Consider the following 24375-nt stretch of genomic DNA (forward strand, 5'->3'; position numbering starts at 1 on the left):
GCACCGTCCGTATCGGAGAAAGGCGATTCGCAAAGGTCAACAATATATCCTAAACCATTGGGAAGGAATTCGGGACTGGCTGCAGCACCGGGAGACATTCGCCAGCAGTACGGAAGGGCATGTCAGTCATATCCTGTCGGCCCGGCTGAGCTCACGTGGAATGGGCTGGAGTAAGGATGGGGCGGAACGGATTGCCCGATTGCGGACGTTGGCAGAAAACGGCGGCGACGTGTGGCGCTATGCCTTGGATTGCCTGACGAAGAAAACCATCAATACAGTACCAGACCTGAATCCACAGGAACTGACGCGGCAATGCCGACGCCGGCGGCTGCCGTACTGCGTGTATGATGCAGAGCACAGCTTCCATATGCCGGGGAGCGAAGGCGCATTACACGGAAGATGGATGAAAGATATCCAAAACAGTGGATATCACCATATACATTAGATACTAAAAGGCTGGATTTACATGCCAAGAGGTTTCTGTCAAATATATACCCACAACAACTTGACACTGTCCGAATACAATATGATATTTACATCTCCACTTGCTATGTGATAAACTTTTTACGTCATTCATTGACAAGAACCTCCTATTCTATACAGGGATGTGGTTGCCAGACCATTTCCATTGTATCATAGGAGGTTCTTTCTTTTTCTATAAGGAGTATATGTCTACCCCTAGTGTAACTAGGGGTTTTATCATGCCTATTCGGCGACAACAAAAACCAGTACTGGCAGTAGGCTGCAAGTACTGGCTTATTCATTTCGTCACTCAAAATTTCGTTTATCGATGCCATACTCCTTGACGCGCTTGTACAAGGTCGGCCGGCTCATCCCAAGCCCCTTCGCCGCATGGGACATATTTCCCTTATGCTCCTTCAAGGCCGATTCGATCCGTTCTCTTTCATGCCGCAGGGGCCAGCCTACGGCCAGCGGCGGCGCAGCCTCATCAGCCCTCCGCCCAATGGCGTCGGGAATATCTATCAGCGTGACATAGTCCCGTTTACACAAGATAACGGCTCGTTCCATCACGTTTTCCAGTTCCCGGATATTGCCGGGCCACCGGTAAGCGTGAAAGGCCCGAAGGACGTCTTCCGATATGTCGGCGACGTGCTTATTGTAAATTTTATTATAGACTGTCAAGAAATACCGGGCAATTTCCTCTATGTCCCGGCCCCGTTCCCGCAGCGGCGGCAAGGGAATGGTAAACACGTTGAGGCGGTAATACAAATCTTCGCGGAAGGTATGGTTTTCAATGCACTTGCGCAGATCCTTGTTCGTAGCCGACACGATGCGGACGTCGATCTGTATGGGCTTCGTGCCGCCGATGCGCGTCACCGTCTGCGTCTGCAGCACGCGCAGCAGCGTCACCTGGACGTCGTAGGGCATGTCGCCGATTTCGTCTAAAAACAAGGTGCCGCCATTCGCCAGCTCAAACTTGCCCGGATGCCCCTTCTTATCGGCGCCGGTAAAGGCGCCCTTTTCATAACCGAAGAGCTCGCTTTCTATGAGGGTCCGCGGGATGGCGCCGCAGTTAATCGCCACAAAGGGGCCATTCCGCCGGCTGCTGGCGTTGTGAATGGACTGGGCGAACAATTCCTTCCCCGTTCCACTCTCGCCGGTAATTAAAATCGACGGATTATGGGCCGCCCCTAGTTCGGCGATGGTTTTCACCTGGCGAATCGCGTCGGACGAGCCGATAATGTCGTCGAAGCTGAACGTCGGCTCGGCATAGATCATCTTGGTCGCATTCAGATGGGCTTCGGTCTGCTTCGACAGGGTAATAATATATTCCTGCTCTTTTTCGCCGATATTGATGCGGCGGATATAGCAGTACAGCAGGTAGTTCCGTTTGTAGACAAAATCGGGGCAACCCGAGCTGACCAGCTCGTAGCAGTACGTTTCGCCGTTCTTCGTATTGGCGGCGATTTTATCCATAGACAGCTTCGAGTCAAAATACGGGCAGACGTTCGTTCCCGGCACATCCTTCAAGTCCTTCTTAATTCCCAGCAATTTCACAGCGCCTTCATTGATGACTTTGACGGTTCCCTCTTCATTACAGTAAATGATGCCCGTCTTAATGCTGTCCAGCGTCGTATATAGCCGGGAGTTTACTTTTTTAGGGATTGACTCATAGCGTACAAGCGCTTCGTCGCTTTTTCCAATGCATACTGCTTGGAAATGGCTTCCGCCGCGATGACGGCCAATCCCAGCGTATGCAGATGGGAATACCACCAATGGCCCGATACGGCGATAAAGCCTAAAATCTCCTTCGTCTCTGGGTCGACGATAGGGCAGGCGCCGCCGGCCAGGTTGTCGTCAATAGACGAGGCATGCTCCGTCGATACCAGGATAAAGGGCTTTTTATACGTAAAGACCAAGTGAAACAGCCCGCCGTAGGGCGCGTCGCTTCCCCGATTGGAGCCTTCGATCAGGCCTGTCGCCGCCAGCTCCTTCAGCATCGTATCCGACCCTACCAGCTTTAAGATGACGCCGTCGCGATCCAATAGGGTAATCCAAAAGGTGTCGTTCTGCAAAAACGTATACAGACGCTCCATATACGGCACGGCGATGGCCAGCAGTTCTTCCTCCTTCTGCGTGCGCAGGTACAGGTCCGTCACGACGGGCTTTTTGAAATCAGGCGTACGGTAGCCTCTGTCGTAGGATACTTTCCAGCCATGTAAAATTTCCTCCCGCACGTCTGTAATGCCGTCAAAGCTGCCGCTGGCAAAAAATTTCGCCCGCATGTTGCCGACATGGAGGATATGCTGCGGGTTAAATAGATTCTTTATATCTAGTTTTGTCAACTGTATCGTCACGCTCCTCTATCCGACAAATTACCGTTATCTCACATATATACTATTATACCATTCCTTTCGGCCATTGACTGTATTTTTGCCCTTCATGCCGTCAAATATATGTCCAATTTCATGAAAGGACCTTTCACATAACAAAAAACGCCCCGATAGGAAATCATGTCTTCACGATTTCCTATCGGGGCGCTGCGTATTTGCTTATCTATTCCAGAACATTAGTCGGCGCTGATGACCTTGCCGGGGTTTAAAATCCAGTTGGGGTCGATAGCCCGTTTAATGGACTTCATGAGTTCCAGCTCTACCGGGTCGGTGTATTTTTCCATGTAGTCGAGGCGCTTAAAGCCGATGCCGTGTTCGCCGGACAAGCGGCCGCCTAAGCCGTATACGTATTTATAGGCGACGTCGCGGAATTCTTCCAGCTGTTTTTCCCATTCTTCATCGCTCATATCGCATTTCAGGATTTGGAAATGGAGGTTGCCGTCGCCGGCGTGAGCCAGGCAGAATACGCGGAAGTCGTATTTCTTGCTTTCTTCGACTAAGGACTGTATGCAGTCGGCAATCTTCGTGACCGGTACGACCAAATCTTCCGACGTGGCGACCTTGGAGAACACCCGCGTGCTTTCCAGGCAGTTGCGGCGAACTGTCCACACTCTGTCGTCGGCTTCTACGACGTCCGTTGCGCCGCAGGCTTCGCAAATGGCCGCCAATTTTTCCATCTTGTCGTCCAGTTCGTCTTCATTGAACGTTTCAATCGAAATGATATCGTAGTAACCGTCTTCATAATGAGGCAGGCGCAGGTCGCTGTAATCGCTGGCGCTGCGGACGAAGTTGTTATCCATAAATTCGACGGACGTCGGATTGAGTCCGGCCTTAATCAAGTTCGGTACCAGGGCCGTAGCTTTGCCCAGATCGGTAAAGACGGCCAATACGTCGAGGCGGTACGGGCACAGGGGCACGAGCTTCAGCGTCGCCTTTGTAATAATGCCCAGCGTGCCTTCCGAGCCGATGACCAGCTGGTCGAGGCAGAAGCCTGTCGAGCATTTCTTCAAAGGCGCGCCGAGGTTAGCGATCTTGCCGTTCGGCAGGACGACTTCAATAGCGTATACCTGATGACGGGTCGTGCCGTAGCGCACAGCTTTGTTGCCGCCGGCGTTGGTAGCCAGGTTGCCGCCGATGAGGCAGCTGTCGGAGCTGCACGGGTCGCCGGCGTACAGCAGGCCTTTGGACTTAGCCAAATTTTGGATATCGATCGTACGCACGCCTGCTTCGACAACCATGTACATACCTTCTTCATTGACTTCCAAAATGCGGTTCATCCGTTCCATCAGCAGGACGATGCCATGATATACCGGCACGGCGCCGCAGCTGACGCTGGTGCCGGCGCTTCGCGGCGTAACGGGAACGTTGTATTTATTAGCGATCTTGACGATTTCAGCCACTTCTTCCGTATTGGCCGGCAGCACGACGACTTCCGGCGTGCGCCAATACGACGGCGCCAGGCTTTCGTCAGATTTATACACATCTAATACGTCGGGCGCCGTTTTGACGTATTTTTCCCCGACGACGTCCTGAAGAGCCTTGACGACTTCTTCTGTAACCGGATTATATTGTTTCATAACTAACTGCATCCCCTTTTTTACGATATACTGCAACTTCCGTTTCTGCAGCTGCAACAAATCAGTTGAATACGCTTATTATAATACAGGCCATTTCATTTGTCTTGCCTTGCCCAGAAAAAGACTATACAGTTTTATCATTCCTAACCATGATTTTTATGCATAAATCATGAGTAAAACGTATAACCCGAAGCAGTTCGCTTCGGGTCAGCCCGTCTGTCTTATTTCTGCAGTACCGGGAAGGTAGCCGAGGCGTGTCCCATAACGGTCACCGTATAGTCGTCCTTTCCTTCCCGCTTCAATTCTTCCTGCGCCATAGTCCAGGCTTCTTCCAGCGTCGCCGCCGGAATCTGGCCGCTCTGGCGGATAATATCAAAGTTTTCCGGCCGGGTAACGACATATACCTGCTTCATGGAATTGATGATGCAGCGCGATTTAAAGGCCACGAAGGCGGGAATCGAGAAATCAGCGCGCAAATCCCGTTCAAACTCTTCCATGTTGCTGCGGAAAAACCAATTGGTAAAAATAGCCGGTTCCTTAATGTCCGGGCAATCTAAGGTGAAAATCATAATGCCGCCGGGCTTCGTCGCAAAGACGGAGTTCATATGGGCCTTCATGCTTTGATACAGGTTCATGTCCTTAGGATATCCGCCGGCCGAACCGATCGTGACGTCCGACAGCTCCTGAATCGGAACGCTGGCAATGCGCAGTAAATCGTCGCATCCCTTTTTCCACGCTTCGTACCAGTGGCCGCCTACGACTTCGTATAACTCGCCGTCGGCCGTAAACACCGTATTGACCAGGTAGGCCGGGTTCAGCATTTCCGCCGCCTGACGCATGTCGTCATGAAGGGGGTTGTGTTCCAGCAGGCTCGTTTCGCATAAGGGATTGCAGCCGCCGCCGACGTCTTCTGTCAAGGCCATGGCGTGATTGCGCATAATCGTGTCGTATCCGGCAATGCCGGGCAGCACGGCCTTTCGCCCGCCGCCGAATCCAGCCATGGGATGGAAAGACACGGAGCCGGTCAAAATGACCTTATCAGCCTTAACCGCTTCGGCGTTGATATATACGTCGTTTCCATAGGTCGTCGTGCCGATGCAGGTCAAAGCCTCGTCGTTGCGGCAGTCGTGGTTGACGATGCGCAGGCGCTTCGCCATCTCCTGGCCGCAGACGATGGCGTCTTCTTCCGGCGTATGGGCCCGATGGGTGCCCTGGGCCGTAATGACGGTGATCTGCTCGTCCTTCACGCCGATGGAGTTCAATTCCTCTACGATAACCGGCAGCATGATATCCGTATGGACCAGGCGGGTAATATCGCTGACGATGATGGCCACGGTATCGCCGGCCTGGATGACGTCGCGCAGGGGCGCGCTGCCTACAGGCTGGCGCAGGGCCTGGCGTACTGCGGCCTGTTCATCGGCGGCGACAGCTACGTCGTTGCCGTGCAGGTCGTATAACATATGGCTTTCTTCCAACGAAACGGTTTGTGTCCCTTTGCCGCAGGGAAGCGAAAAAGTTTTCATGCACATATCCCCTTTATATAACAATAATTAACAAGCCTTCCTCATATATCTGTAAATAAATTCCATCGTCCCATGTACAAGGCGACTAAGGAGCGCACCAGCAACAGTACGAACAAGACGATGGTCAGCACGCACAAAAAATGTTCGTACTCGTCCATATTTTTCTCTTTATTTCTGACTAAGCTGACAAAATGCACAAACGAATGCAGCATACGATCGCCCTCTTTACCGGCCGCAGCCGTTACGAATGGGGAAACAATTCATGAATCTGACGAGCCGACTCTTCGTCCTGACTGATGCCCTTGAGCAGGGTCTTTTCCGAATTTTCCATATGCTTCTTTGCTACCTTGCGGGCCATGGCGCTGTTATGGTTGGCAATGTTTTCCACCATCTGCCGGTGTTCTTCCCACGTAGCCGCCAGGCGGCCCGGATAATGCATGGATATGGAGCGGAAGCGGAGCATCTGCTCTCTCAGATTATGCAGGATGTCGACGAGGCGCTGATTCCGGCTGGCCTGGTACAGGACGTCATGAAAGCGGACGTCGGCGTCGACGATCTTATCAAAGTCGTCGTGAGCCATGTATTCGTTGATTTCCACCAATATCCGTTCCAGACGCTCCAGCTCGTCCGGCGTGATGCGCTCGGCGGCCAGGCCGGCGGCCAGCTCTTCCAAGGCGCCGCGGATTTCAAAAACCTGGGAAATATCCTTCAGCGAAATATCGGCCACATAGGTGCCGCGCCGGGGCACCATGACGACAAACCCTTCTTGCTCCAATTTCCGGATGGCCTCGCGAATCGGCGTCCTGCTCACGCCCAGCTCCTCGGCCAGGCGGATTTCCATCAGCCGCTCGCCGGGCTTCAGCACGCCGTCCTTAATGGCCTGGCGCAGCACGTCGCTGACGACATCGCGCAACGGTCTATATACGTCTAACTGAATGGGCTCTAATTTATATCCCGTCGTTTTCTTCATATGGCTCGCCATTTCCTTCCACTAACGAACTTATATATACATCGATTCCCCGGTCTTTCGCCTCTGCCGCAACGGCCTGGTATATGTCGCCGGCCGATGCCGACGGCGGCACCAGGGCAAATACGGTGGGCCCGCTGCCGGCCATGAGAGGCCGCAGGCCCTGACGGCGCAGCATGGCACGGCACGTGTCTATCATCGGCACGTCGGGAATGACCAGTTCTTCAAAGGTGTTGCCCATATGGGCTTCCAGCCCTTCAAAATCGGCGGCTTCTACGGCCTTCGCCGCCTCGTCTACGGCTACGCCCTGCAAACGGGGCATCGTGTCGAATAAGGAGTAGGCCTTCCCCGTATAGACCGGCACCGGCGGATGCACGATGAGGACAGGCCGCGCAGGCAGCGGCGGCAGCGGCGTCAATACCTCGCCAATACCCCGGCCCCGCATCGTCCCGCCGCAGACGCAAAAGGGGACGTCGGCGCCGATAGACGCGCCGATGCGGCACAGCTCTTCCGTCGTCAGGCCCAGTCGCCACAGGCGATTGAGCCCCCGCAGCACGGCTGCGCAGTCCGTGCTGCCGCCGGCCAGCCCCGCCGCAACGGGAATGTTCTTTTCGATATGAATGCGAACGCCTTTCGGGCCGCGGCGGTACGGAAGCAGCGCTTTATAAGCTTTATACGCTAAATTCGTCTCGTCGCAGGCCAGCGCCGGATTCGAACAGGTCAGCAAAAATTCATCTGCCTCTTCCAAGCGGATTACGTCGTGCAAGCCGATAGATTGAAATATCGTGTCGATATCGTGGTATCCGTCGTCCCGCCGGCCTGTAATCGCCAGGGCCAAATTAATTTTTCCGCAGCCTATCTCTTCTATCATTCCCAGCTCTCCATTTCGAATGCAAAATGTGCAATCCGTATTGAATTAAAAAATTCCTATGTTATAATGTGAGACAACAACGGCAAACGGCCCTTGTTATCCATTGCCACTGTACATACTGATGCAGCGGCGTTACTTTTAATTATACCGTTTTTTTCTTTATTTTACAATTCTTTCCGCATTTTTACAGGAGCAAAGAACATGAAAACAACACAGGACACATCGCTGAAACAATTGGCAATTCCCTATATTGCCTCCTTCATCGGCTGTCTCATCGTAACCGTCGGCATGAATGCCTTTTTCATCCCCCATCACCTGCTCAGCAGCGGCATCGGCGGCGTAGCCATCATGTTTTACTTCGCCGTGGGCCTGCCTGTCGGCGTAGGTATTTTCGCCCTCAACATACCGATTATGATTGCCTGCTACAAATTCATGGGACGGCAATATACCATCCTCAGCATCGTCGGCACGGCTATCTTCTCCGTACTGGCCGACGCGACGGCCTTCCTTTCAACGTGGGACATCGTCAAGGACCCGATGATCTCCAGCATCACCGGCGGCCTGGTATCGGGCCTGGGATTCGGCATTTTATACAAATACAACGGCAACAGCGGCGGCCTGGACGTCGTCGGAGCCATCGTAAAGAAATACTATTCCCTGGAAATGGGCAACGTCGTCATGGTCATCAACTCCCTCATCCTCGTCGCCGCCGCCTACATGTTTTCCCTGGAAATGGCCGTTCTCACCTTCGTCAGCACCTATATTACGGCCTTCATTACCAACAAGGTCGTCATCGGCCTGAAGCAGCGGAAATCGGTCTTTATCATTTCCAACCATGCGGAAGAAATCGCCAACCTGCTCATGCGCTACATCGGCCACGGCGCGACGTACCTGTACGGCCAGGGAGCTTATACCATGCAGGATAAACGCATTATCTACGCCGTCATCAAGCTGACGGAAATCGCCAAGATCAAGGAACTGGTCAACAAAATCGACCCTGGAGCCTTCATGATCATCAGCGACGCCTCGGAAGTCGTCGGCCGCGGCTTTACAGGACCGTCCGTAAAATACCACGATTCGCCGGGCGACGCCTTGAAAATGCCGCGAACCAAGAAAAATATGCCGCCGGAATATTAATCCGGTACATGCGCTGTCTGCTGTCCGTTACGGCAGGCAGCGATTTTTTATCCCTCGCCGCGCCTGTCGGGCAGCAAAAGAAAAGCCCATACCTAAGGCAGGACACAGCTCCTGCCTCTGCAAAGTTATTTTGACAGCAAATCACGGAAAAGGCAGCCGCTGCGCCGCCTCAAAGCCCTGTCTTGGCGTATCCTCGCAATGACACGCACAACCTATGACATCGCCGCCGCCCCGCAGCGGCAGCACATAAAATAATTAAACAGCCAGTCTTCAACAGACAAAGCATTGGCCAATTATATGTTTCTCGCCTTCCAGGAACTGCAAGCAGCGAGCTTCATTATAAGGAGGAATAGAAACAGGCAGCGGATATCAAAAAAACAGGAACCTGCCGAAGCAGATTCCTGTTTTGCTTATTCAAGTATGTGTTTAGTGAACGAACATGCTCAAGCCGAAGTAAGCGCAGAGGCCAGCGACTACGATATAGATAACGAAGTACTTCGCAATGCTCTGCATAATGACGTTGGCCTGAATGCTCTGACGCAGGCTGTCCGCTTCGCCGCTTTCCACTTTCTTTTCAGAAATATAAGCTTCCAAGGCCGGAGCAACAGCGCCGATGCCGATAGCGATACTCTGCGGGGAGAACATCTTGCCGATGCCTGCGCCTGCGGAGTTCGTAGCTGCGAGCCACATAGCCAAGCCCGTGTCGCCGGGAACCATCTGCGCGGCAGCCGCCGTCTGCAAGGGCCCGAAGAGGACGTTGGCGTTCGTGCCGGAACCGGTGATGAATGCGCCGAGAGCGCCTACGAGAGGAGCAAAGGCCGGATACATGGAGCCCGTCGCAGCGACGAGAGCGCCGGCGATTTCAGCGGTCATGCCGCTGTACGTCATCAATTTAGCCGTCATGACAACGCAGATAATCGTAATGTACGTAAATTTCAGGCCTTTGAACGTATCACCCAAAACGCCGAGCATTTTGCCAAGGCCAGCTTTTTGATATGCGCCGCCGAGGAATGCCGAGAGGAAGATCATGATGCCAGGCGTAGCAACCCATACGAAGGTATAGGGGGAAGCGCCGGGGCCGGCATAAATCTGAACAGACGTCTTAAATGCGCTGAGCGGGCCGTTGATGAACGGGAAGAACTTAGACGTAATGATTAACAACACGAAGATCAAGATAAACGGCATGGTCGCGCTGATACCTTCGCTGGAAGAAATCTGACGAACTTCAGCTTCGACGCGGTATTCCGGATCGTCGGTCTTGAAGATCTTCGCGCAGACGACGATGGAGCCCATGATAATAGCCGACGGAACGATAACGGACAGTTCAGGACCCATAGCCATGTTGATGAGCAATTCCGGAACGGACAGGGCCAAGCCGGAAATCAGGGTCGGCATGAATACGCCTTTCAGGGCTTTCGGGCCGCCGCCCATGATCATAACTACGAAGAACGGGCTTAATGTATTAAGAATAAAGAGCTGAATTGCAATGAACTGGCCCAGGCCGACGGAATCAAGATGCGTCAACGTCGCCAAGGTCGTCGTCGGAATAGCGATAGAGCCGAAGGTCGTCGGAACGGAGTTCGCAACCAGGCAGGCCAGGATAGATTTCAGCGGATGAAAGCCGAGGCCGACCATCATAGCCGCCGGAATTGCAACGGCCGTACCGAAACCAGCCATGCCTTCCATGAAGGCGCCGAAGCCCCAAGCCAAGAGGAGGGACAGGATACGCATATCCGAGCTTACAGACGTCAGCATCGTCTTAATCGTTTCCATAGCGCCGGTGCGGACGACGAGGTTATACGTGAAAATAGCCGACGTAATAACTAACAAAATAGGCCAGATAGCCAAGGCAACGCCTTCCAGCGCGCCTGTTGCCATGATGCCAGCTTCCTTACCGAAGGGCACGACGGCGACGATGAATGAAATAATTGCTGCAACCCCGCAGGCTTTCCATGCCGGTACTTTTAAAATGGACAAGGCAACGATAAGCCATAACAGCGGCAGTACTGCCAAAAATACCATCATAATCCAAATTCACCCTTTCATACATAAAAACAGAAAACATTACGAATGCCGCATACTCCAACGGCATTCAGCATACAATATTACTTTGCGCTCCTTTCCTTTTAGTAGTGTAAAGAATAACCTTTGTTATTATTATAATGCATGTATCGAATAATGCAACATACTATTTAATTATTGCAAGCAAAAAAATTTGCTATTCCTTTCGCTCATCTGTTTATCCAGGCTCTCTTAATATTTTTAACTTTTTCATTTAATATCTTACTATTTTCTGAATCTTTTCGCAAAGCAAAATATTTCCCCCATTTTCATCTATCGCACATTCGATATAAGCATACCGATTTATTCCACTTTTATATTTCTATGTATTTAATCGTATCATTTTTACTATGCTTTTTTTACATATATCCTTGACTCCCCTTCCCACAGCAAGGTAATCTATAGGCTGCCGCAGAAATTCCTGCAAACAGGCAATACAAAACTGAAAAAGTATGGTATAATAGGATGCAATCCGGAAGTTCTTTCAAAACATACGGAAAAGACTATACCAAGGAGGATGTATCATGGCAGAAATTACAAAAGATACAGGCATCATCGAAGCGGTTCAGAAATACCCCCAGATTCTCGAAGTATTCCAGCAATACGGTCTGGGCTGCGTCGGCTGCATGGCCGCCCATTTTGAAACGATTGGCCAGGGCGCCGGCGCCCACGGCATCGATGTAGACGCTCTCATCGCCGATCTCAACGAATGCATCGCAGCGAAGGGCTAATATCTTTCACATCATACACAGCAAAAAATAAGCCGCAGGCGGCGCGTCGAAGCGTTGCCCTGCGGCTTATTTCGTACCCAACGGCGTTATAAGCGCCGTTTTATTTTACTTTAACAAAGCGGAAATCCTGATCTGCCTTCGGATACTTTGCCTTGTCCACTTCGCTCATGAAGTCCTTCAGCGGACGGGCGTAGGTCTTCATCGTATCCTGCAGCGCTTTATAGATGACGAACTTTTCACCTGTTTCCGTATGCTCTGCAATCGTAATGATTTCGTACATATTATTTTTAAAATGACGCCATATTTCATGGGCCTGCGGTAAATCTCTCATGAGTCTGAACCCCTCCTGCGCATATCTGATGTTCCTGCCGAATCTCATGTCCGGCATCGTCTCTAAATCTGCCGTATTATTATACCATATTTCCATTAAAATGTCGTAAGCTCGTCGAAAATTTTTTCTGCATACGTGTCGGTCATGCCGGCGATATAATCGATGCAGGCCAGCCGGTAATCTTTTTCGTCGTCGGCGATGCAGTATATCACGGCGTTGCCAAAGGCGTTGCCGTATTTATCCCGGCTGGCTACGGCCCGTCCAATATCGGAATACTTCTTCATGCGCTCCAAAAAATGTTTTCCTAAGGTGGGATAGTCCTGGCGCAGCCGTTCCAGCTCCCGCAGCGTATCACCGCCGGCATAGCAGGCCTTCAAAATGACGTAAATCGATTCCAGAATCAGCCTGGCGTAGGCATGATATACTTCCAGCCGCTTGCTGCGGTAGATGTACTCGTAGTTGAATTTCATGACGTCGTCCATGAGCTTCAGATGGGACTCTGAAAGTACCAGGCCCTTCTCCGGCGTGCTTTCCCGGCAAATATCCGTAATCAGGGGATACATGATCGACGTATTGGTCAAGGACTGGAGAGGGGCGTGAAGCTGCTCGTTCAGCCGCTGTTTCAGCTCGGCCAGGGGCTTGCCGTCTTCCGTCAGGATGCGCAGGCGCACGGCGTCTTCAATGTCCCTGCCCAGATAGGCGATTTTATCGGCAATTTTGACGACGCAGCCTTCCCAGGTATAGGGCTCGTATTCGTTAGGACGGGTAATCGACTCCAGAGGGACGACGTGTTCCCGCGGGCGCAGCACCGTCTGCCGCACTTCGCCGCAGTGATTGATAATGCCGTCGCGGACGGCGTAGGTCAGCATCATGTTTTTCATTTTACCAGCCGGGTCCAGCAGCGTTTCCATATCGTCGACGACGCGGAGGCCCTGCCGTTCGTGCCAAAACGTCTCTCCCAGCTCGGCCTGGCTGATGCGGCTCAATACCCGTTCTCCCAAATGGCCGAAAGGCGCGTGGCCCAGGTCGTGGCCGTTGGCAATGGCGCTGATGAGCTCCGTATTCAGCCCCAAATACCGGCCGATGGTGCCGCTTACGGACGCGACGTGATTGACGTGCTCGATGCGCGTGCAGATATGGTCGTTTTTCGTCGTAAAAAACACCTGGGTCTTGTGCTTGAGGCGGCTGTAGGCCGTCGAATGAAGGATGCGCGTATAATCACGGCCAAATTCCGTGCGGAAATCTCCTTCCCGCCGATACAGGCTGCCCTTGCGGCTGATGGCAATCTGCCAGTTCGGATGATGCTCATCCATGCGTACAGAAGCAAAGGCCTTTTCCATCGTTTCACTCCTTTCTTGAAGCTGCAGCCGGATTCCAGAAAGCTTTATAGCTTCCGCAATTCCCGGATAGAAGCATGGGCCTGTTCAACATCGATGCGGTCGCTTTCCTTTTCGGCTACGTCCACGCCCAGGCGCTGCTTGGCCTCCTTTTTAATCAGCTTGTACAGGCCGGCGGGAAAATCGGGAACAGTCGTCGTGACGCCGCGGGGAAAGACGGCTTCTTTTTCCAGGGTGTAGCCTTCGGGATAGCGCCGCGACGCCCGGGGATGATACATGTCCAGATACAAGTAGTCGACGACCTTTCCGCTGACGTTGACCAGCTCAAATTTGTCGATGCGGCCGATCGTTTCAACCTTGTGAAAAAACACCATCGAGCCAGTGCTGCGCAGGCGGAGGCGCGACAAGTAGGTCATTTCGCCGAAGGGGCCGTTGACGGGTATGGGATTGCCCATATCGTGGCCAAACCGGCCGCTGCCCTGGGAAAGGACGTCGCAGTCTTCTCCTCCTTCTACTTCTGCTTTTAATGCCGGCGGCAGCGTTTCGTTCTGCAGCTGCGCCGAGTTAAACAATTTCAGCGCGTCGTCGTACATCTTTTCGCTGCGCGTCCTGTTTATATCTGATTTTACCAAAGCGTCAAAAAATCCCATGCTGATAAATTCCTCCTATATTACCGCTTATGGTGTTTATTATAGTATGCTTCTCCCCGTCTGTCGAGCTCGCCCCATATGAAAAATCACCTGCCGCGCGTACGTGCGGGCAGGTGAAAGGGCACATGGATTAAATATTGATTTCGTTCTTTTCTCGGTAAATAACCCAGTTGGCAATATTGTTGGCATGGTCGGCCATGCGTTCAATATATTTGACGATCAGCACGTAGGTGACGTACTGCTTGGAATTCTGGGAATCCTTGTTCATCTGTTCGGAAATTTCTTCCATCAGATGGGTAAAGGCTACGTCGACGACGTCGTCCTTATCCTTCATCAGCTCGGCCTGAGCGCTGTCCTTGCCCTTGTAGAAATCGAGGACGTCGCTGACCATGGACGACATGACGCCGTACATTTCCCGCAGTCCCGGCGGCGGCGCGATGGGATGGCCCGTATCGGCCAGCAAATGGACGTACCGGCAAATATCTGCGCAGTGGTCGGCAATGCGTTCCAAGTCGGACAAAATCTTCAGCGTGGCCATGAGACTGCGCCAATCGGCGGCTACAGGACTCTGGGTCATGCTAATGGTCAAGTCCATGCGCATGCATTCCCGTACCTTTTCGTCGATTTCCGTATCGCCGTTATACACTTCGTCGGCCAATTCGACGTCAAAGGTTTCCAAGACCTTCCAGGTCTTATCGATGGCGGCCTCGATGCTGAGTCCCAGAGCAGACAGCTCTTGGTTCAGCGCCTTCATAGAATTTTCATATGTTTGTAACATGCTTAACCCCCTATTAGCCGAAGCGGCCCGTGATGTATTCTTCTGTTTTCGGATTCGACGGATTGGTAAACATGTCGACCGTGTTGTTGTATTCGATCAATTCGCCCAGGAGGAAGAAGGCCGTCTTGTCGGAAATACGGCGGGCCTGCTGCATGCTGTGCGTTACGATGACGATGGTATATTTTTCCTTCAATTCCAGCGCCAGGTCTTCGATCTTCTGCGTAGAAATCGGGTCCAGGGCCGACGTCGGTTCGTCCATGAGGATAACCGACGGATTGGCTGCCAGGGTACGGGCGATGCACAGACGCTGCTGCTGGCCGCCGGACAAGCCTAAGGCGCTCTTATGGAGACGGTCCTTCATTTCGTCCCAGCAAGCAGCGGCGCGCAGGCTTTTTTCAACGATTTCTTCCAATTCTTTTTTATTGGAAATGCCTTGGATACGCGGCCCATAGGCGACGTTTTCAAAGACGCTCTTCGGGAACGGCGTCGGCTGCTGGAATACCATGCCTACGCGGTACCGCAGGGCCAGGGGATCGACTTCCTTGAAAATATCCTTGCCTTCAAAGAGGACCTTGCCCGTAATGCGGCAGCCTTCTACCCAGTCGTTCATGCGGTTCAGCGTTTTGAGGAACGTCGATTTTCCGCAGCCCGACGGCCCGATGAAGGCCGTAATTTCGTTTTTATTTATCTTCATGGAAATATCCTTCAGCGCCTGCGTCTGGTCATAGAATAAATCCAGTCCCGTTACGTCAAAGGTTGCTTCCGTCAATTTCGCGCTTTCTTTTTCCAACTCACGAGTAGCTGCAGCATCCTGCGAAGCTTCTTTCTGCTGCGCCGCGCCGTAACCGGATAAGGTTGTCGTCAATTCTGCCATTATTTATTTCCTCCCATTTTCTTATCAATACGCCAACTCATATACCGCGCAGCCAAGCTGAACGATACGACGAGAATCATCAAAATAGCCGAAGACGCGGCGGCCTGCTGAGCCGCATCGGCATGAAGGGCTTCCGTCCGCAGGGCCCAGATGTGCAGGGCCAGGGTTTCGCCGGGACGGAAGGGGTTCAGGGGACAAGACGTAGACGTAATATCCCAGTTGGACCAGTTAATGTCCGTCGACATACCAGCAGTAAACATCAGGGCGGCGGCTTCGCCGAATCCGCGGCCGGCAGCCATGATGAGGCCGGTCATAATGCGGGGGAAGCAAGCCGGCAGAAGCACGCGCCAAATCGTCTGCCAATGGGATGCGCCCAGGCCGAGGCTGCCCTGACGGTAGCTGTCAGGCAAATTGCGCAGTGCTTCTTCTGTTACGGACGTAACGAGAGGCAAGGTTAAGATAGATACGGCCAGCGAACCGGCAAAGAGGTTCCATTGAGAACCGGTCATGACGATGAACACCAAGTAGCCGAACAAGCCGACGACGATAGACGGCAGAGAAGCCAGTGTTTCAACAGCCATTCGAACCCAGTGGGTAATGCGGCCTTTTTTTGCATATTCAGCTAGGTAAATACCAGCGGGAATACCCGTAATGGTACTGGCAATCAGCGCCAGGAATACCAGATATAATGTATTAAAGAACATGTTGCCCATGCCGCTTCCCGTAAAGGACAGCATTTCCGGCGTCATGCCGCTGAAGCCTTCGACGATGACAAAGCCAACGAAGGCTACGAGCAGCACGACGGCGAAGCCGGCGCCGCACAGAAACAGGCTGGTCATGATGTTGTCCATTCTCTTTTTGGACTGTACGCTAATCATATATTATTTGCCTCCTTTTAAGCTGGAAGCTGCATTGAGCTGATGAATCAGGAAAATAAACAGGAAGGACAAGAGGAACAGGATGAGGGCCATCGTCCACAAGGCCGCGCTGTATTCGCCGCCTTCCATAGCCCCGCCCATGTCGGCGGAAATAGCCGTCGTCAAGGTGCTGGCCGGCAGGAACAGCGACGTCGGGAAGACCTTCATCTGGCCGATAACCATGGCTACTGCCAGGGCTTCGCCGAGGGCGCGGGCCAGGCCGAGGATAATGCCGGTAAAAATGCCGCCCTTAGCCGCAGGAAGTACGACGTGAGCGATCGTTTCCCACCGCGTAGCGCCGAGGCCGTACGAAGCTTCGCGCCAGGCCTTCGGCACCGCCGCCATGGCGTCGGCCGCCATGGTCGTAATCGTCGGGAAAATCATGATAGCCAGCACGATGCCCGCCGCCAATACGGAAAACCCGAAGGGCATGGGGAAGATGCTGCGCAGGAAGGGAATCAATACCGTCATGCCTACGAAGCCGTAGACAACGGAAGGAATCCCCGTAAACAATTCGATAGCCGGCTGAATCAGGCGGCGCGTCCGGGGAGACGCGATTTCCGTCATGAAGATCGCCGACGAAATACTCAAGGGCAGCGTAATAATCAGCGCCAACAAGCAGGTCACGAGGGAACCGGCCAGGAACTTGGCCGCGCCGACCTGGCCACCGCCTTCTGCCGTATCGCTCGGATTCCATTCGCCGGAGAATAAGAACTCGCCGACGCCATGTCCAAACAGGAAAAAGGTATCTGTACCCTTTATAAAGAGAAAGGCCCCAATGAGAAACGGCACCAGTGCCATACCGATGCCGCATACTGTAATGAAGGTCCGGGCTGCTTTCTCGCTTCGGTGGGCTCTAGAGACCGCCGCTTCGATTGCATTCATTACATTCCCTCCGTGTGATTAGTGAACTTCTTTTGTCTGCATCTTGGAGCTTACGCCGTAGCCAAGTTCTTCAATGCGCTTGCCGTATTCGTCGCCCATAATGTATTCAAGGAAGGCTTTAACGGCAGCTTTCGGTTCTTTGCTCGTGTAGATGTGTTCGTAGCCCCATACGGCATATTTACCGCTGTATGTATTTTCCAGCGTCGGTTCTACGCCGTCGATGGACAGAACATCTACGCTCTTGTCGTTAATGAGGTAAGGAAGAGCTACGTAGCCAATAGCACCGGGGTTCTGCGCTACGCTCTGGATAAGAATACCGGAGTTATCCGTTTCGAGAGATTTGTTGTCTGCTTCTTCTGCACCGTTGATCGCGTACTGTTTAAAGAGAGCTCGCGTACCGGAAGTTTTCGGACGAGTTACGAGGACGATCGGTTTGTCCGGGCCGCCGACATCTTTCCAGTTTGTAACTTTAGCCGTGAAGATATCCTGAAGCTGCTGACGAGTCAGGTTCTTAACGCCTACGTCTTTATTGACGATGGTAGCGACAGTCATAACGCATACTTTATGGTCTACGAGCTTTTCAGCTTTCGCTTTGTCGAGTTTCGTTTCAGCCGGTACGTCGGAGTTGCCCATGTCTACGGAGCCGTCGGAAACCTGTTTCAGGCCCGTGCCGGAACCGCCGGCGTTTAAGGTAATCGTTACGTCTTTGTTATTAGCTTTGAACTTTTCCGCAGCATCTTTTACCAAAGGAAGCAATGCAGAAGAACCAGAGCCGGTAATGCTGCCAGATACAGCCGCCGTATTCGAGCTGCTTTCGCTCTTCTGTTCGCCGCCGCAGCCGGCTGCGCTGACAACCATCATTGCCGCTAATGCAGCAAGAACTAACTTTCTCAATTTCATATTAAGATCCTCTCCTTTTGTCAAGTACAAGTTTATGAGTGCTTCTTGCTTGATACGTACTTATCCTAACAAAGGTATGTAAGGTTACAATGTAGACAATGTAAAGTTTTGTAAAATTTATATTAGTTTATTCTAAAAGCACTTTATAATAAAACTGCCGCACATGCAGTACGGCAGTTCTACATTGGCAATGCTACTCTTCAATTTTTCTAGTTCCATGTAAGGTCCTGACAGTATCCCTATTCATTGAATATTGCGGTGACGCGATATCCATTTGTCGATTTTCTCTAGGCACCCCTGTAATATCTAATATATCAATCATGACATCATATAATAAATCATTCGTCCAATAGCTATCCCGTTGTTGTTTTAATACAGCAAATGTCTTTGCCCGCTCTTGAATAAATGCATCACTACATAATATAACAAAAGGGATACGGCTCATTGTATTCGTAAACTTACTTGCTTCATGTCCATTACCATTTTCCGCATCATCTCCATGATCAGAAAAATATACCATCGCCTTAAAATTCGAATATGCTTTAACTTTTTCATAAATGAGTCTTAATACCTCATCATTATATAACACAGCATTGTCATATTCATCAATACGTTTTATCCCTTCCTGAAATTTATTCCATTGTACAGGATATCTATCGCTATATGAGCCATGACAACCCATAAGATGAATAATAATAAGAGTATTTTTTATTGGCATTGTAGGCAACGCATCTATTAACGCTTCATCATAATAATCAGATCTGCTATTATTAGTGCCTGCTCTCTGATTTATCCATATTTGGTTATCTGCAGTACTAGCTATTTCAGAAATAGGCGTATCCCAAGCACCGTATTTTCTTTGATTACTAATCCAATACGTTTCATAGCCCGCCGCTTTAGCTATCTCAATAAGGGAATAGGCATCCTCCAATTTAATATTATTATATTGATTTTTCTCGCTTAGAGCATATGTAAGTACAGGAACTGTATGAGTATGGTTTGAATAAGCATTATTGAATACTATATTTTTATCATCTGACATTGCCTGGCATAGCCATGGTGTTGTTTCTTTAGGGTACCCATAGGCCTGCATATGATCTCGGCTTTCTGATTCGCCAATAACCAATACAAAGGTACCCCCCCCCCCCCTATCGTTAGAAGGTTTGAATTTTGTAACTTACGTAATCGCTCTTCCCGCATCGTTCTGGCTTCTCCATATCTTTTATATTCTATAAGAGCTGATCTTGTTTCCGTTGCAATTCGGATTGGCAAAAATTCTGTTGCCTTAATTATTGTCTGTACAGAAACTCCCACAACATATGTAATTATTATCCCTAAAATGACCGGTGAAGGTGAAACCTTTATCGCACGTAAATTCCGTACACTCCAAATAGAACCACCAATGCAACCGAGTATACCTAAAACAGATCCTATCCAAGCAATTATATTTTGATCTCGTAAATAGGAAATCGCTTCATCACTATTAGTTTGAAACAAAGTCAATATTATAGTAGCTGATAAAACTTGACCACTAACTATATAATACCCCCAGATACACAGTGGCATCATCAAGCATAATCCTAAAATACAGTAAATAAATCCCCGAACTACAGCCTGCCTCTGTTTAATATACAAAACACTCCATAGAAGCAGCGTAAGCAGAAAAAAAGTTGATGCTCCCATCAAATAAGCATCTACTACTTCATCACGACCTACCTGTTGCCCGCATAACAAGGGAACGCCAGCTGCCGACAAAAAGACTCCTGTATATATACAAAAAAACGCAATGTATGACTTTTTATTACTCCACAATGACGTTAATATTGACAAGACAATGCTATTTAACACTAGTCTTAAATAAAAAGCTACATGAGTAATATTAAAAATAAATAATTGCGCCAGCAAAATAAAAGCTATAAAAATAAGAGCATATCCTATTTGCAATCTCCAATTTACTCTCCACTTTTCATTATATCTCTTAAACGAGAACTTCACTTGTATCAGCCTCCACTCTCAATTTTTATATCATATCTATTATATCATCAAATCATATTTCTTCAAAAACGTAGCTATTGCAAAAAGAGATTACATGCATAACATGTAATCTCTTATAAATTCTCTATCGACCATTTTTCTTTATTACAGGCAGCGTCGACGCGGCGTAGGGCATGAGGGCTATGGTGTAGTCCTCTTTTCCATCTTCCGCCAATATGGCGTTTGCCGCCTGCCAGGCTTCTTCCAGCGATTCGACGGGAATTTGGCCGCTTTGTTTCATGATGTCAAAGTTTTTTCTCTCCGTGACGACGAACACTGCCCGCATGGACTCGATGATTTCCTGCGTCTTATAGGCGGAAAAGGCGCCAATGGTGAAGTGCTGCCGCAGATCCTGCTCAGCTGCAGATGTATCACGCCGGCCAAAAGCTTTGGCAAATTCCGGCGGTTCGCTTATGTCGGGGCATTCCATGACTAAAATCATAATGCCTCCCGGCTTCGTCGCAAAGACGGCGTTCATATGGGCCTTCGTGGCCTGATAGAAATTGATATCCTTCGGATAGCCTCCGGCCGAAGCAATCGTCACGTCCGCCTTTTGAGGAATTGCAACGCTGTCGGCGGCCAGCAACAGCCGGCATCCATCCTGCCAGTCCGTCAGCCAATGGCCTGCCACGACGTCGATGACTGCGCCGTCAGCACCCAGCACCGTATTGACCATAAAATCGGGATCTATAAACGACGTCCCTTCCACCATGTCTTCGTGCATGGGATTGCCTTCCAGCCGTGCCGCGTCGCAGCATCGGTTCCGCCCGCCTATATCTTCCGCGTTCAAGGCCAGGGCGTGGTTCCGCATGATCGTGTCGTATCCGGCCAAGCCGGGCAGGACGGCCTTTCTCCCGCCGCTGAAGCCGGCCATGTCGTGAAACGAAATGCCCCCCGTAAGGATGACCTTATCGGCTTCTACAGCCAGCCGATTCAGATATACGGCATTCCCCTCCGGCGTCGTTCCGACGTAAGCCAGCTGCTTCTTGTCCCGGCAGTCATGCTGCACGACGCGCAGTCTGCCTGCCCAAGAGCCGCATATTTCCGTCAGCTCCCGCTTTGTCGCCGGCCGGTGCGTCCCTAAGGCGACGAGCAGCGTAATCTGCTCGTCCGCCACGCCGATAGTATGGAGCTCGCCGATGACGGCGTCCAGCATCTGCGGCGTATATACCATCCTCGTTCCGTCGCTGACGACGATGACGACCATTTCATACGGCGCGACGCGTTCTGATAGTGCGTCCTTCGGATATACCCTGCGCAGCGCCTTCTGCACTGCCTTTGTCACGTCCGCTACAGGCGCCGCCCCAGTTCCCTTCAGCTCGTACGCTACATGGTCTTCCGGCAATACGACGGTTTGAACTCCACGTCCATATGGAAACGTATATTGTTTCATGTATTTCTCCTTATGAATTGCCTGACGGCAAATGAATGATGATTTCAGTCCCGTGATTTTCCTTGCTGCGGAGCGTAATCGTGCCGTTATGGTATTCAGCAATATGCTTGACAATAGACAGGCCCAGTCCGCTGCCGCTTATCTTCCGGGAACGGCTCGTGTCAGCCCGGTAAAAGCGCTCGAACACGCGCTTCTGCTTGTCTTCGGGAATGCCGATCCCCGTATCCTTAACGGCAAAGTCGATATGGTCTCCGCGCTTCCGCACCGACACGTATACATGGCCGCCGGGAAGATTGTACTTGACCGCATTGTCGATGAGATTCATAGCCATTTCCCGCAGCAGTCCCTTATCCCCCAGTACCGTCGCCTGCTCCAGCGTACAGTGAACGGTCACTTTCTTTTCCACCAGCATCGGTTCCATAAATTCGACGATATCCCTTATAATTTCCGGCAGGCACACCGGTTCGCGATGAACCTTTTCCCGATTTTCCTCGATGCGGGTCAGGTGCATGATTTCTTCAATCATGGCCAACAGCCGCTTCGCCTCCTTGCGGATAAGCGAGCCGAAATGGACGACGTCGGCGTCGCTTTTAAACAAGCCTGCCGACAGCACTTCGGCAAACCCGCTGATAGAGGTCAGCGGCGTTTTGAGCTCATGGGACACGTTGGACGTAAATTCGCGGCGCAGCTGTTCCCGATGCTCCTGCTCGGTAATATCATCAATGATAAACAGCACGCCGTAAAATTCTTCATCCTGGTACACCGACTGTACCGTCAATAAATACAGCGACGCGTCTCTGCTGATTTTCCGCTCCAATACGTCGGGAAGATTGGTATGTCCGTGTATTTCATCCCACGGCGCCTCTGCAAAAAACGGCTCCAGCAGCTGTCCGACTAAGGACGAAACGTCCTTTTTCTGCAGGATATCGCCGGCGCAGCGGTTCATTCCCAGGATGCGGTACGTATCGTCTGTCAAGATAACGCCTTCCTGCAAATTTTCCATCATGAGACGCACGATGTTGCGCTGCTGTTCCAAGCTGTGAATCAGTTGGTTCAGGGCCTGGCTCTGGTCGATAATTTTATCTACCAGCGGCCGCAGCTCAGCATCGACATGGTACGAAGCGGGAACGGAAATGCCGTTGGGATCTCCAATTTGCCGCATGAGCAATACGGTGCGGCGCAGCGGATTCAAAAGGCTGGCCGTCAGCATGCGGGAAGCCTTGATGCAGGCTACGGCCGCGCAAAGGAGCAGCAGAGCCACAACCGGCAGCAGCGACAAGAAATGGGAATAAATAGATTCCCGTTCCATGCTGAGGCGCAGGATCGTCCCGTCCGGCATTTGTTCCGCCATATAATATAAGTCCCGCGACAAGGTATGGGACTTGCGGACAGCCGTGCCGTAGGCCTCGTTTAGCGCCTCCTGTACTTCCGGCCGGTCGAGATGATTTTCCATCTGCCACTTGTCATACTTCGATTCAAAGCGAATAGTTCCGTCCGGATTGATCCACGTAATGCGCAGGCTGCCTTCGCATCCATCGGCAATTCCCTGCAGGTAAGCTTCCATGTCGTCGTTCTTTTGAATCGTATTCGAAATGACGTTCATGACGACGTGCATTTCTTCCGCGGCCTGGCGCTGCACAGCCTGCCAAAAGAACCATCCTGAAATCAGGACGGTAATGGCCATGCAGGCGAACCCCATGGCGAGAAGGCTGACGTATATTTTCTTTCTCATACGTTTCCGCCAATCACATACCCGACGCCGCGTACAGTGCGGATAATGTGCCCTCCGTCGCCCAGTTTTTGCCGCAAGCTCTTGATATGCATGTCGATAGTGCGGCTTTCGCCTTCATACGTAAATCCCCATACGGCTTCCATGATCTGTTCGCGCTTCAGCACGATGTCTATATTGACCAAAAGATACCGCAGCAGTTCGAATTCCTTGACCGTCAAATGGCACGGCTCGCCGTTGACAGTGACGACGTGCTTTTCGCCGTCGAGGGATACGGGGCCGAAAGAATACATGTTGCTTTCCCGTCGCTGCGGCTTGCTGCGGCGCAGGACGGACCGTATGCGGGATATCAGCTCGACGATGCCGAAGGGCTTGCAGACGTAATCGTCGGCGCCGCCGTCCAGCCCGCGGACGATATCGTATTCGCTGGTCTTTGCCGTCAGCATGATGACCGGAAGAGATCGGAGCTGCGTGTCTTTTCGAATTTTATCCAATATTTCCGTGCCGCTTTCTCCGGGAAGCATGATGTCCAGCAGCACCAGAGCCGGTACGCGCTGCTGCACAGCCTTCCAGAATTCCTTGCCGTCGGCAAAGGTTTCTACTTCAAAATCCTGGCTGCGCAAAGCGTACCCTACGAGTTCACGTATATTTTCATCATCTTCGACACAATAAATCAACGCCATGTTCTCACATCCTAATCTGCATATAATGGTATTCTATTCTTTATATTATACATGCAAAGCATCGTTTTCCTCATAGGTTTTCTGTAAAATATAGGTAAAAAAGAACTGCGGCGTCACGCTCTGTCCGCCGCAGTTTATACAT

The 24375-nt window shown here is 51.4% G+C and carries 24 protein-coding genes; 3 read left to right on the forward strand and 21 right to left on the reverse strand.

The annotated features are described in order from the left end of the window. On the forward strand, positions 1-445 hold a 445-nt coding region (locus tag E0L13_RS08365), incomplete at its 5' end, for a UPF0236 family protein (protein WP_206081595.1). A gap of 323 nt (positions 446-768) precedes the next feature. Here E0L13_RS08365 and E0L13_RS08370 read toward each other — a convergent pair. The 7 genes from E0L13_RS08370 to ispE all read right to left on the reverse strand — a co-directional run bounded on the left by E0L13_RS08370 (position 769) and on the right by ispE (position 7793). Then, positions 769-2019: a sigma 54-interacting transcriptional regulator gene (locus tag E0L13_RS08370; protein ID WP_168061700.1), complete on the reverse strand. Its 1251-nt coding sequence runs from the start codon at positions 2017-2019 to the stop codon at positions 769-771. 92 nt (positions 2020-2111) lie between these two features. After that, positions 2112-2807 carry a hypothetical protein gene (locus E0L13_RS08375; protein ID WP_168061702.1) on the reverse strand — a complete coding sequence of 232 codons (696 nt, stop codon included), beginning with the start codon at positions 2805-2807 and terminating at the stop codon, positions 2112-2114. A 224-nt stretch (positions 2808-3031) separates the two neighbouring features. Beyond that, on the reverse strand, positions 3032-4432 hold the full coding sequence (locus E0L13_RS08380) for an FAD-binding oxidoreductase (RefSeq protein ID WP_087476843.1): 1401 nt from the start codon (positions 4430-4432) through the stop codon (positions 3032-3034). A gap of 221 nt (positions 4433-4653) precedes the next feature. Then, the gene (larA, locus tag E0L13_RS08385; protein WP_087476842.1) at positions 4654-5955 is read right to left on the reverse strand and encodes a nickel-dependent lactate racemase; all 1302 of its coding nucleotides are present in this window, start codon (positions 5953-5955) and stop codon (positions 4654-4656) included. 41 nt (positions 5956-5996) lie between these two features. Next, on the reverse strand, positions 5997-6167 hold the full coding sequence (locus E0L13_RS08390) for a hypothetical protein (protein WP_168061706.1): 171 nt from the start codon (positions 6165-6167) through the stop codon (positions 5997-5999). Positions 6168-6196: 29 nt separating this feature from the next. Beyond that, on the reverse strand, positions 6197-6925 hold the full coding sequence (locus E0L13_RS08395; protein ID WP_087476841.1) for a GntR family transcriptional regulator: 729 nt from the start codon (positions 6923-6925) through the stop codon (positions 6197-6199). Then, positions 6903-7793: a 4-(cytidine 5'-diphospho)-2-C-methyl-D-erythritol kinase gene (gene ispE / locus E0L13_RS08400; RefSeq protein ID WP_168061708.1), complete on the reverse strand. Its 891-nt coding sequence runs from the start codon at positions 7791-7793 to the stop codon at positions 6903-6905. The genes E0L13_RS08395 and ispE overlap by 23 nt, the downstream gene beginning before the upstream one ends. Positions 7794-7994: 201 nt before the next feature. Between ispE and E0L13_RS08405 the strand changes: the two genes are divergently transcribed. After that, on the forward strand, positions 7995-8930 hold the full coding sequence (locus tag E0L13_RS08405) for a YitT family protein (RefSeq protein ID WP_087476839.1): 936 nt from the start codon (positions 7995-7997) through the stop codon (positions 8928-8930). A 426-nt stretch (positions 8931-9356) separates the two neighbouring features. Here the strand turns inward: E0L13_RS08405 and E0L13_RS08410 are convergent, their stop codons facing one another. Continuing rightward, positions 9357-10964, reverse strand: a complete 1608-nt coding sequence (locus E0L13_RS08410) for an L-lactate permease (RefSeq protein WP_168061761.1) — start codon at positions 10962-10964, stop codon at positions 9357-9359. 551 nt (positions 10965-11515) lie between these two features. Here E0L13_RS08410 and E0L13_RS08415 point away from each other — a divergent pair. Then, positions 11516-11722, forward strand: a complete 207-nt coding sequence (locus E0L13_RS08415) for a DUF1858 domain-containing protein (protein WP_087476837.1) — start codon at positions 11516-11518, stop codon at positions 11720-11722. A 100-nt stretch (positions 11723-11822) separates the two neighbouring features. Here the strand turns inward: E0L13_RS08415 and E0L13_RS08420 are convergent, their stop codons facing one another. From E0L13_RS08420 to E0L13_RS08480, 13 genes are all read right to left on the reverse strand, one after another. After that, positions 11823-12053 (reverse strand): DUF1653 domain-containing protein, encoded by a 231-nt coding sequence (locus tag E0L13_RS08420; RefSeq protein WP_087476836.1) that lies wholly within the window; start codon positions 12051-12053, stop codon positions 11823-11825. A 95-nt stretch (positions 12054-12148) separates the two neighbouring features. Then, complete coding sequence (locus E0L13_RS08425) at positions 12149-13393, reverse strand: HD domain-containing protein (protein ID WP_168061710.1); 1245 nt, start codon at positions 13391-13393, stop codon at positions 12149-12151. A 44-nt stretch (positions 13394-13437) separates the two neighbouring features. Beyond that, positions 13438-14040 (reverse strand): hypothetical protein, encoded by a 603-nt coding sequence (locus E0L13_RS08430; RefSeq protein ID WP_168061712.1) that lies wholly within the window; start codon positions 14038-14040, stop codon positions 13438-13440. Positions 14041-14170: 130 nt separating this feature from the next. Then, entirely contained in the window at positions 14171-14818 is a 648-nt protein-coding gene (gene phoU, locus E0L13_RS08435; RefSeq protein WP_168061714.1) for a phosphate signaling complex protein PhoU, read from the reverse strand. A 13-nt stretch (positions 14819-14831) separates the two neighbouring features. Further along, positions 14832-15692, reverse strand: coding sequence for a phosphate ABC transporter ATP-binding protein PstB (gene pstB / locus E0L13_RS08440; RefSeq protein WP_087476832.1), 861 nt, complete (start codon positions 15690-15692; stop codon positions 14832-14834). Continuing rightward, a complete protein-coding gene (gene pstA / locus E0L13_RS08445; protein WP_168061716.1) occupies positions 15692-16570 on the reverse strand; it encodes a phosphate ABC transporter permease PstA in 879 nt (292 codons plus the stop codon). The genes pstB and pstA overlap by 1 nt, the downstream gene beginning before the upstream one ends. Positions 16571-16573: 3 nt before the next feature. Beyond that, entirely contained in the window at positions 16574-17494 is a 921-nt protein-coding gene (pstC, locus tag E0L13_RS08450; protein ID WP_168061718.1) for a phosphate ABC transporter permease subunit PstC, read from the reverse strand. A gap of 18 nt (positions 17495-17512) precedes the next feature. Then, the gene (locus E0L13_RS08455; protein WP_095629197.1) at positions 17513-18394 is read right to left on the reverse strand and encodes a phosphate ABC transporter substrate-binding protein; all 882 of its coding nucleotides are present in this window, start codon (positions 18392-18394) and stop codon (positions 17513-17515) included. Positions 18395-18587: 193 nt separating this feature from the next. Next, complete coding sequence (locus tag E0L13_RS08460; protein ID WP_240924701.1) at positions 18588-19487, reverse strand: phosphoethanolamine transferase; 900 nt, start codon at positions 19485-19487, stop codon at positions 18588-18590. After that, positions 19415-20338: a hypothetical protein gene (locus E0L13_RS08465; RefSeq protein ID WP_168061722.1), complete on the reverse strand. Its 924-nt coding sequence runs from the start codon at positions 20336-20338 to the stop codon at positions 19415-19417. The genes E0L13_RS08460 and E0L13_RS08465 overlap by 73 nt, the downstream gene beginning before the upstream one ends. A 175-nt stretch (positions 20339-20513) precedes the next feature. Beyond that, the gene (larA, locus tag E0L13_RS08470) at positions 20514-21821 is read right to left on the reverse strand and encodes a nickel-dependent lactate racemase (RefSeq protein WP_168061724.1); all 1308 of its coding nucleotides are present in this window, start codon (positions 21819-21821) and stop codon (positions 20514-20516) included. 10 nt (positions 21822-21831) lie between these two features. Further along, on the reverse strand, positions 21832-23553 hold the full coding sequence (locus E0L13_RS08475; protein WP_168061726.1) for an ATP-binding protein: 1722 nt from the start codon (positions 23551-23553) through the stop codon (positions 21832-21834). Beyond that, positions 23550-24233, reverse strand: a complete 684-nt coding sequence (locus tag E0L13_RS08480; RefSeq protein WP_087476826.1) for a response regulator transcription factor — start codon at positions 24231-24233, stop codon at positions 23550-23552. The genes E0L13_RS08475 and E0L13_RS08480 overlap by 4 nt, the downstream gene beginning before the upstream one ends. Between the last annotated feature and the right edge of the window lie 142 nt (positions 24234-24375).

This window comes from Megasphaera sp. SW808 (assembly GCF_012027795.1).
GTDB lineage: Bacteria > Bacillota > Negativicutes > Veillonellales > Megasphaeraceae > Megasphaera > Megasphaera stantonii.

Excerpts from the sequence above, each read along its gene's own strand:
- E0L13_RS08380 (WP_087476843.1), bottom strand. The coding sequence starts at position 4,432 with ATGAAACAATATAATCCGGTTACAGAAGAAGTCGTCAAGGCTCTTCAG.
- larA (WP_087476842.1), bottom strand. The coding sequence starts at position 5,955 with ATGAAAACTTTTTCGCTTCCCTGCGGCAAAGGGACACAAACCGTTTCG.
- E0L13_RS08390 (WP_168061706.1), bottom strand. The coding sequence starts at position 6,167 with ATGCTGCATTCGTTTGTGCATTTTGTCAGCTTAGTCAGAAATAAAGAG.
- E0L13_RS08395 (WP_087476841.1), bottom strand. The coding sequence starts at position 6,925 with ATGAAGAAAACGACGGGATATAAATTAGAGCCCATTCAGTTAGACGTA.
- ispE (WP_168061708.1), bottom strand. The coding sequence starts at position 7,793 with ATGATAGAAGAGATAGGCTGCGGAAAAATTAATTTGGCCCTGGCGATT.
- E0L13_RS08405 (WP_087476839.1), top strand. The coding sequence starts at position 7,995 with ATGAAAACAACACAGGACACATCGCTGAAACAATTGGCAATTCCCTAT.
- E0L13_RS08415 (WP_087476837.1), top strand. The coding sequence starts at position 11,516 with ATGGCAGAAATTACAAAAGATACAGGCATCATCGAAGCGGTTCAGAAA.
- E0L13_RS08420 (WP_087476836.1), bottom strand. The coding sequence starts at position 12,053 with ATGAGAGATTTACCGCAGGCCCATGAAATATGGCGTCATTTTAAAAAT.
- E0L13_RS08425 (WP_168061710.1), bottom strand. The coding sequence starts at position 13,393 with ATGGAAAAGGCCTTTGCTTCTGTACGCATGGATGAGCATCATCCGAAC.
- E0L13_RS08430 (WP_168061712.1), bottom strand. The coding sequence starts at position 14,040 with ATGGGATTTTTTGACGCTTTGGTAAAATCAGATATAAACAGGACGCGC.
- phoU (WP_168061714.1), bottom strand. The coding sequence starts at position 14,818 with ATGTTACAAACATATGAAAATTCTATGAAGGCGCTGAACCAAGAGCTG.
- pstB (WP_087476832.1), bottom strand. The coding sequence starts at position 15,692 with ATGGCAGAATTGACGACAACCTTATCCGGTTACGGCGCGGCGCAGCAG.
- pstA (WP_168061716.1), bottom strand. The coding sequence starts at position 16,570 with ATGATTAGCGTACAGTCCAAAAAGAGAATGGACAACATCATGACCAGC.
- pstC (WP_168061718.1), bottom strand. The coding sequence starts at position 17,494 with ATGAATGCAATCGAAGCGGCGGTCTCTAGAGCCCACCGAAGCGAGAAA.
- E0L13_RS08455 (WP_095629197.1), bottom strand. The coding sequence starts at position 18,394 with ATGAAATTGAGAAAGTTAGTTCTTGCTGCATTAGCGGCAATGATGGTT.
- E0L13_RS08460 (WP_240924701.1), bottom strand. The coding sequence starts at position 19,487 with ATGCAGGCCTATGGGTACCCTAAAGAAACAACACCATGGCTATGCCAG.
- larA (WP_168061724.1), bottom strand. The coding sequence starts at position 21,821 with ATGAAACAATATACGTTTCCATATGGACGTGGAGTTCAAACCGTCGTA.
- E0L13_RS08475 (WP_168061726.1), bottom strand. The coding sequence starts at position 23,553 with ATGAGAAAGAAAATATACGTCAGCCTTCTCGCCATGGGGTTCGCCTGC.
- E0L13_RS08480 (WP_087476826.1), bottom strand. The coding sequence starts at position 24,233 with ATGGCGTTGATTTATTGTGTCGAAGATGATGAAAATATACGTGAACTC.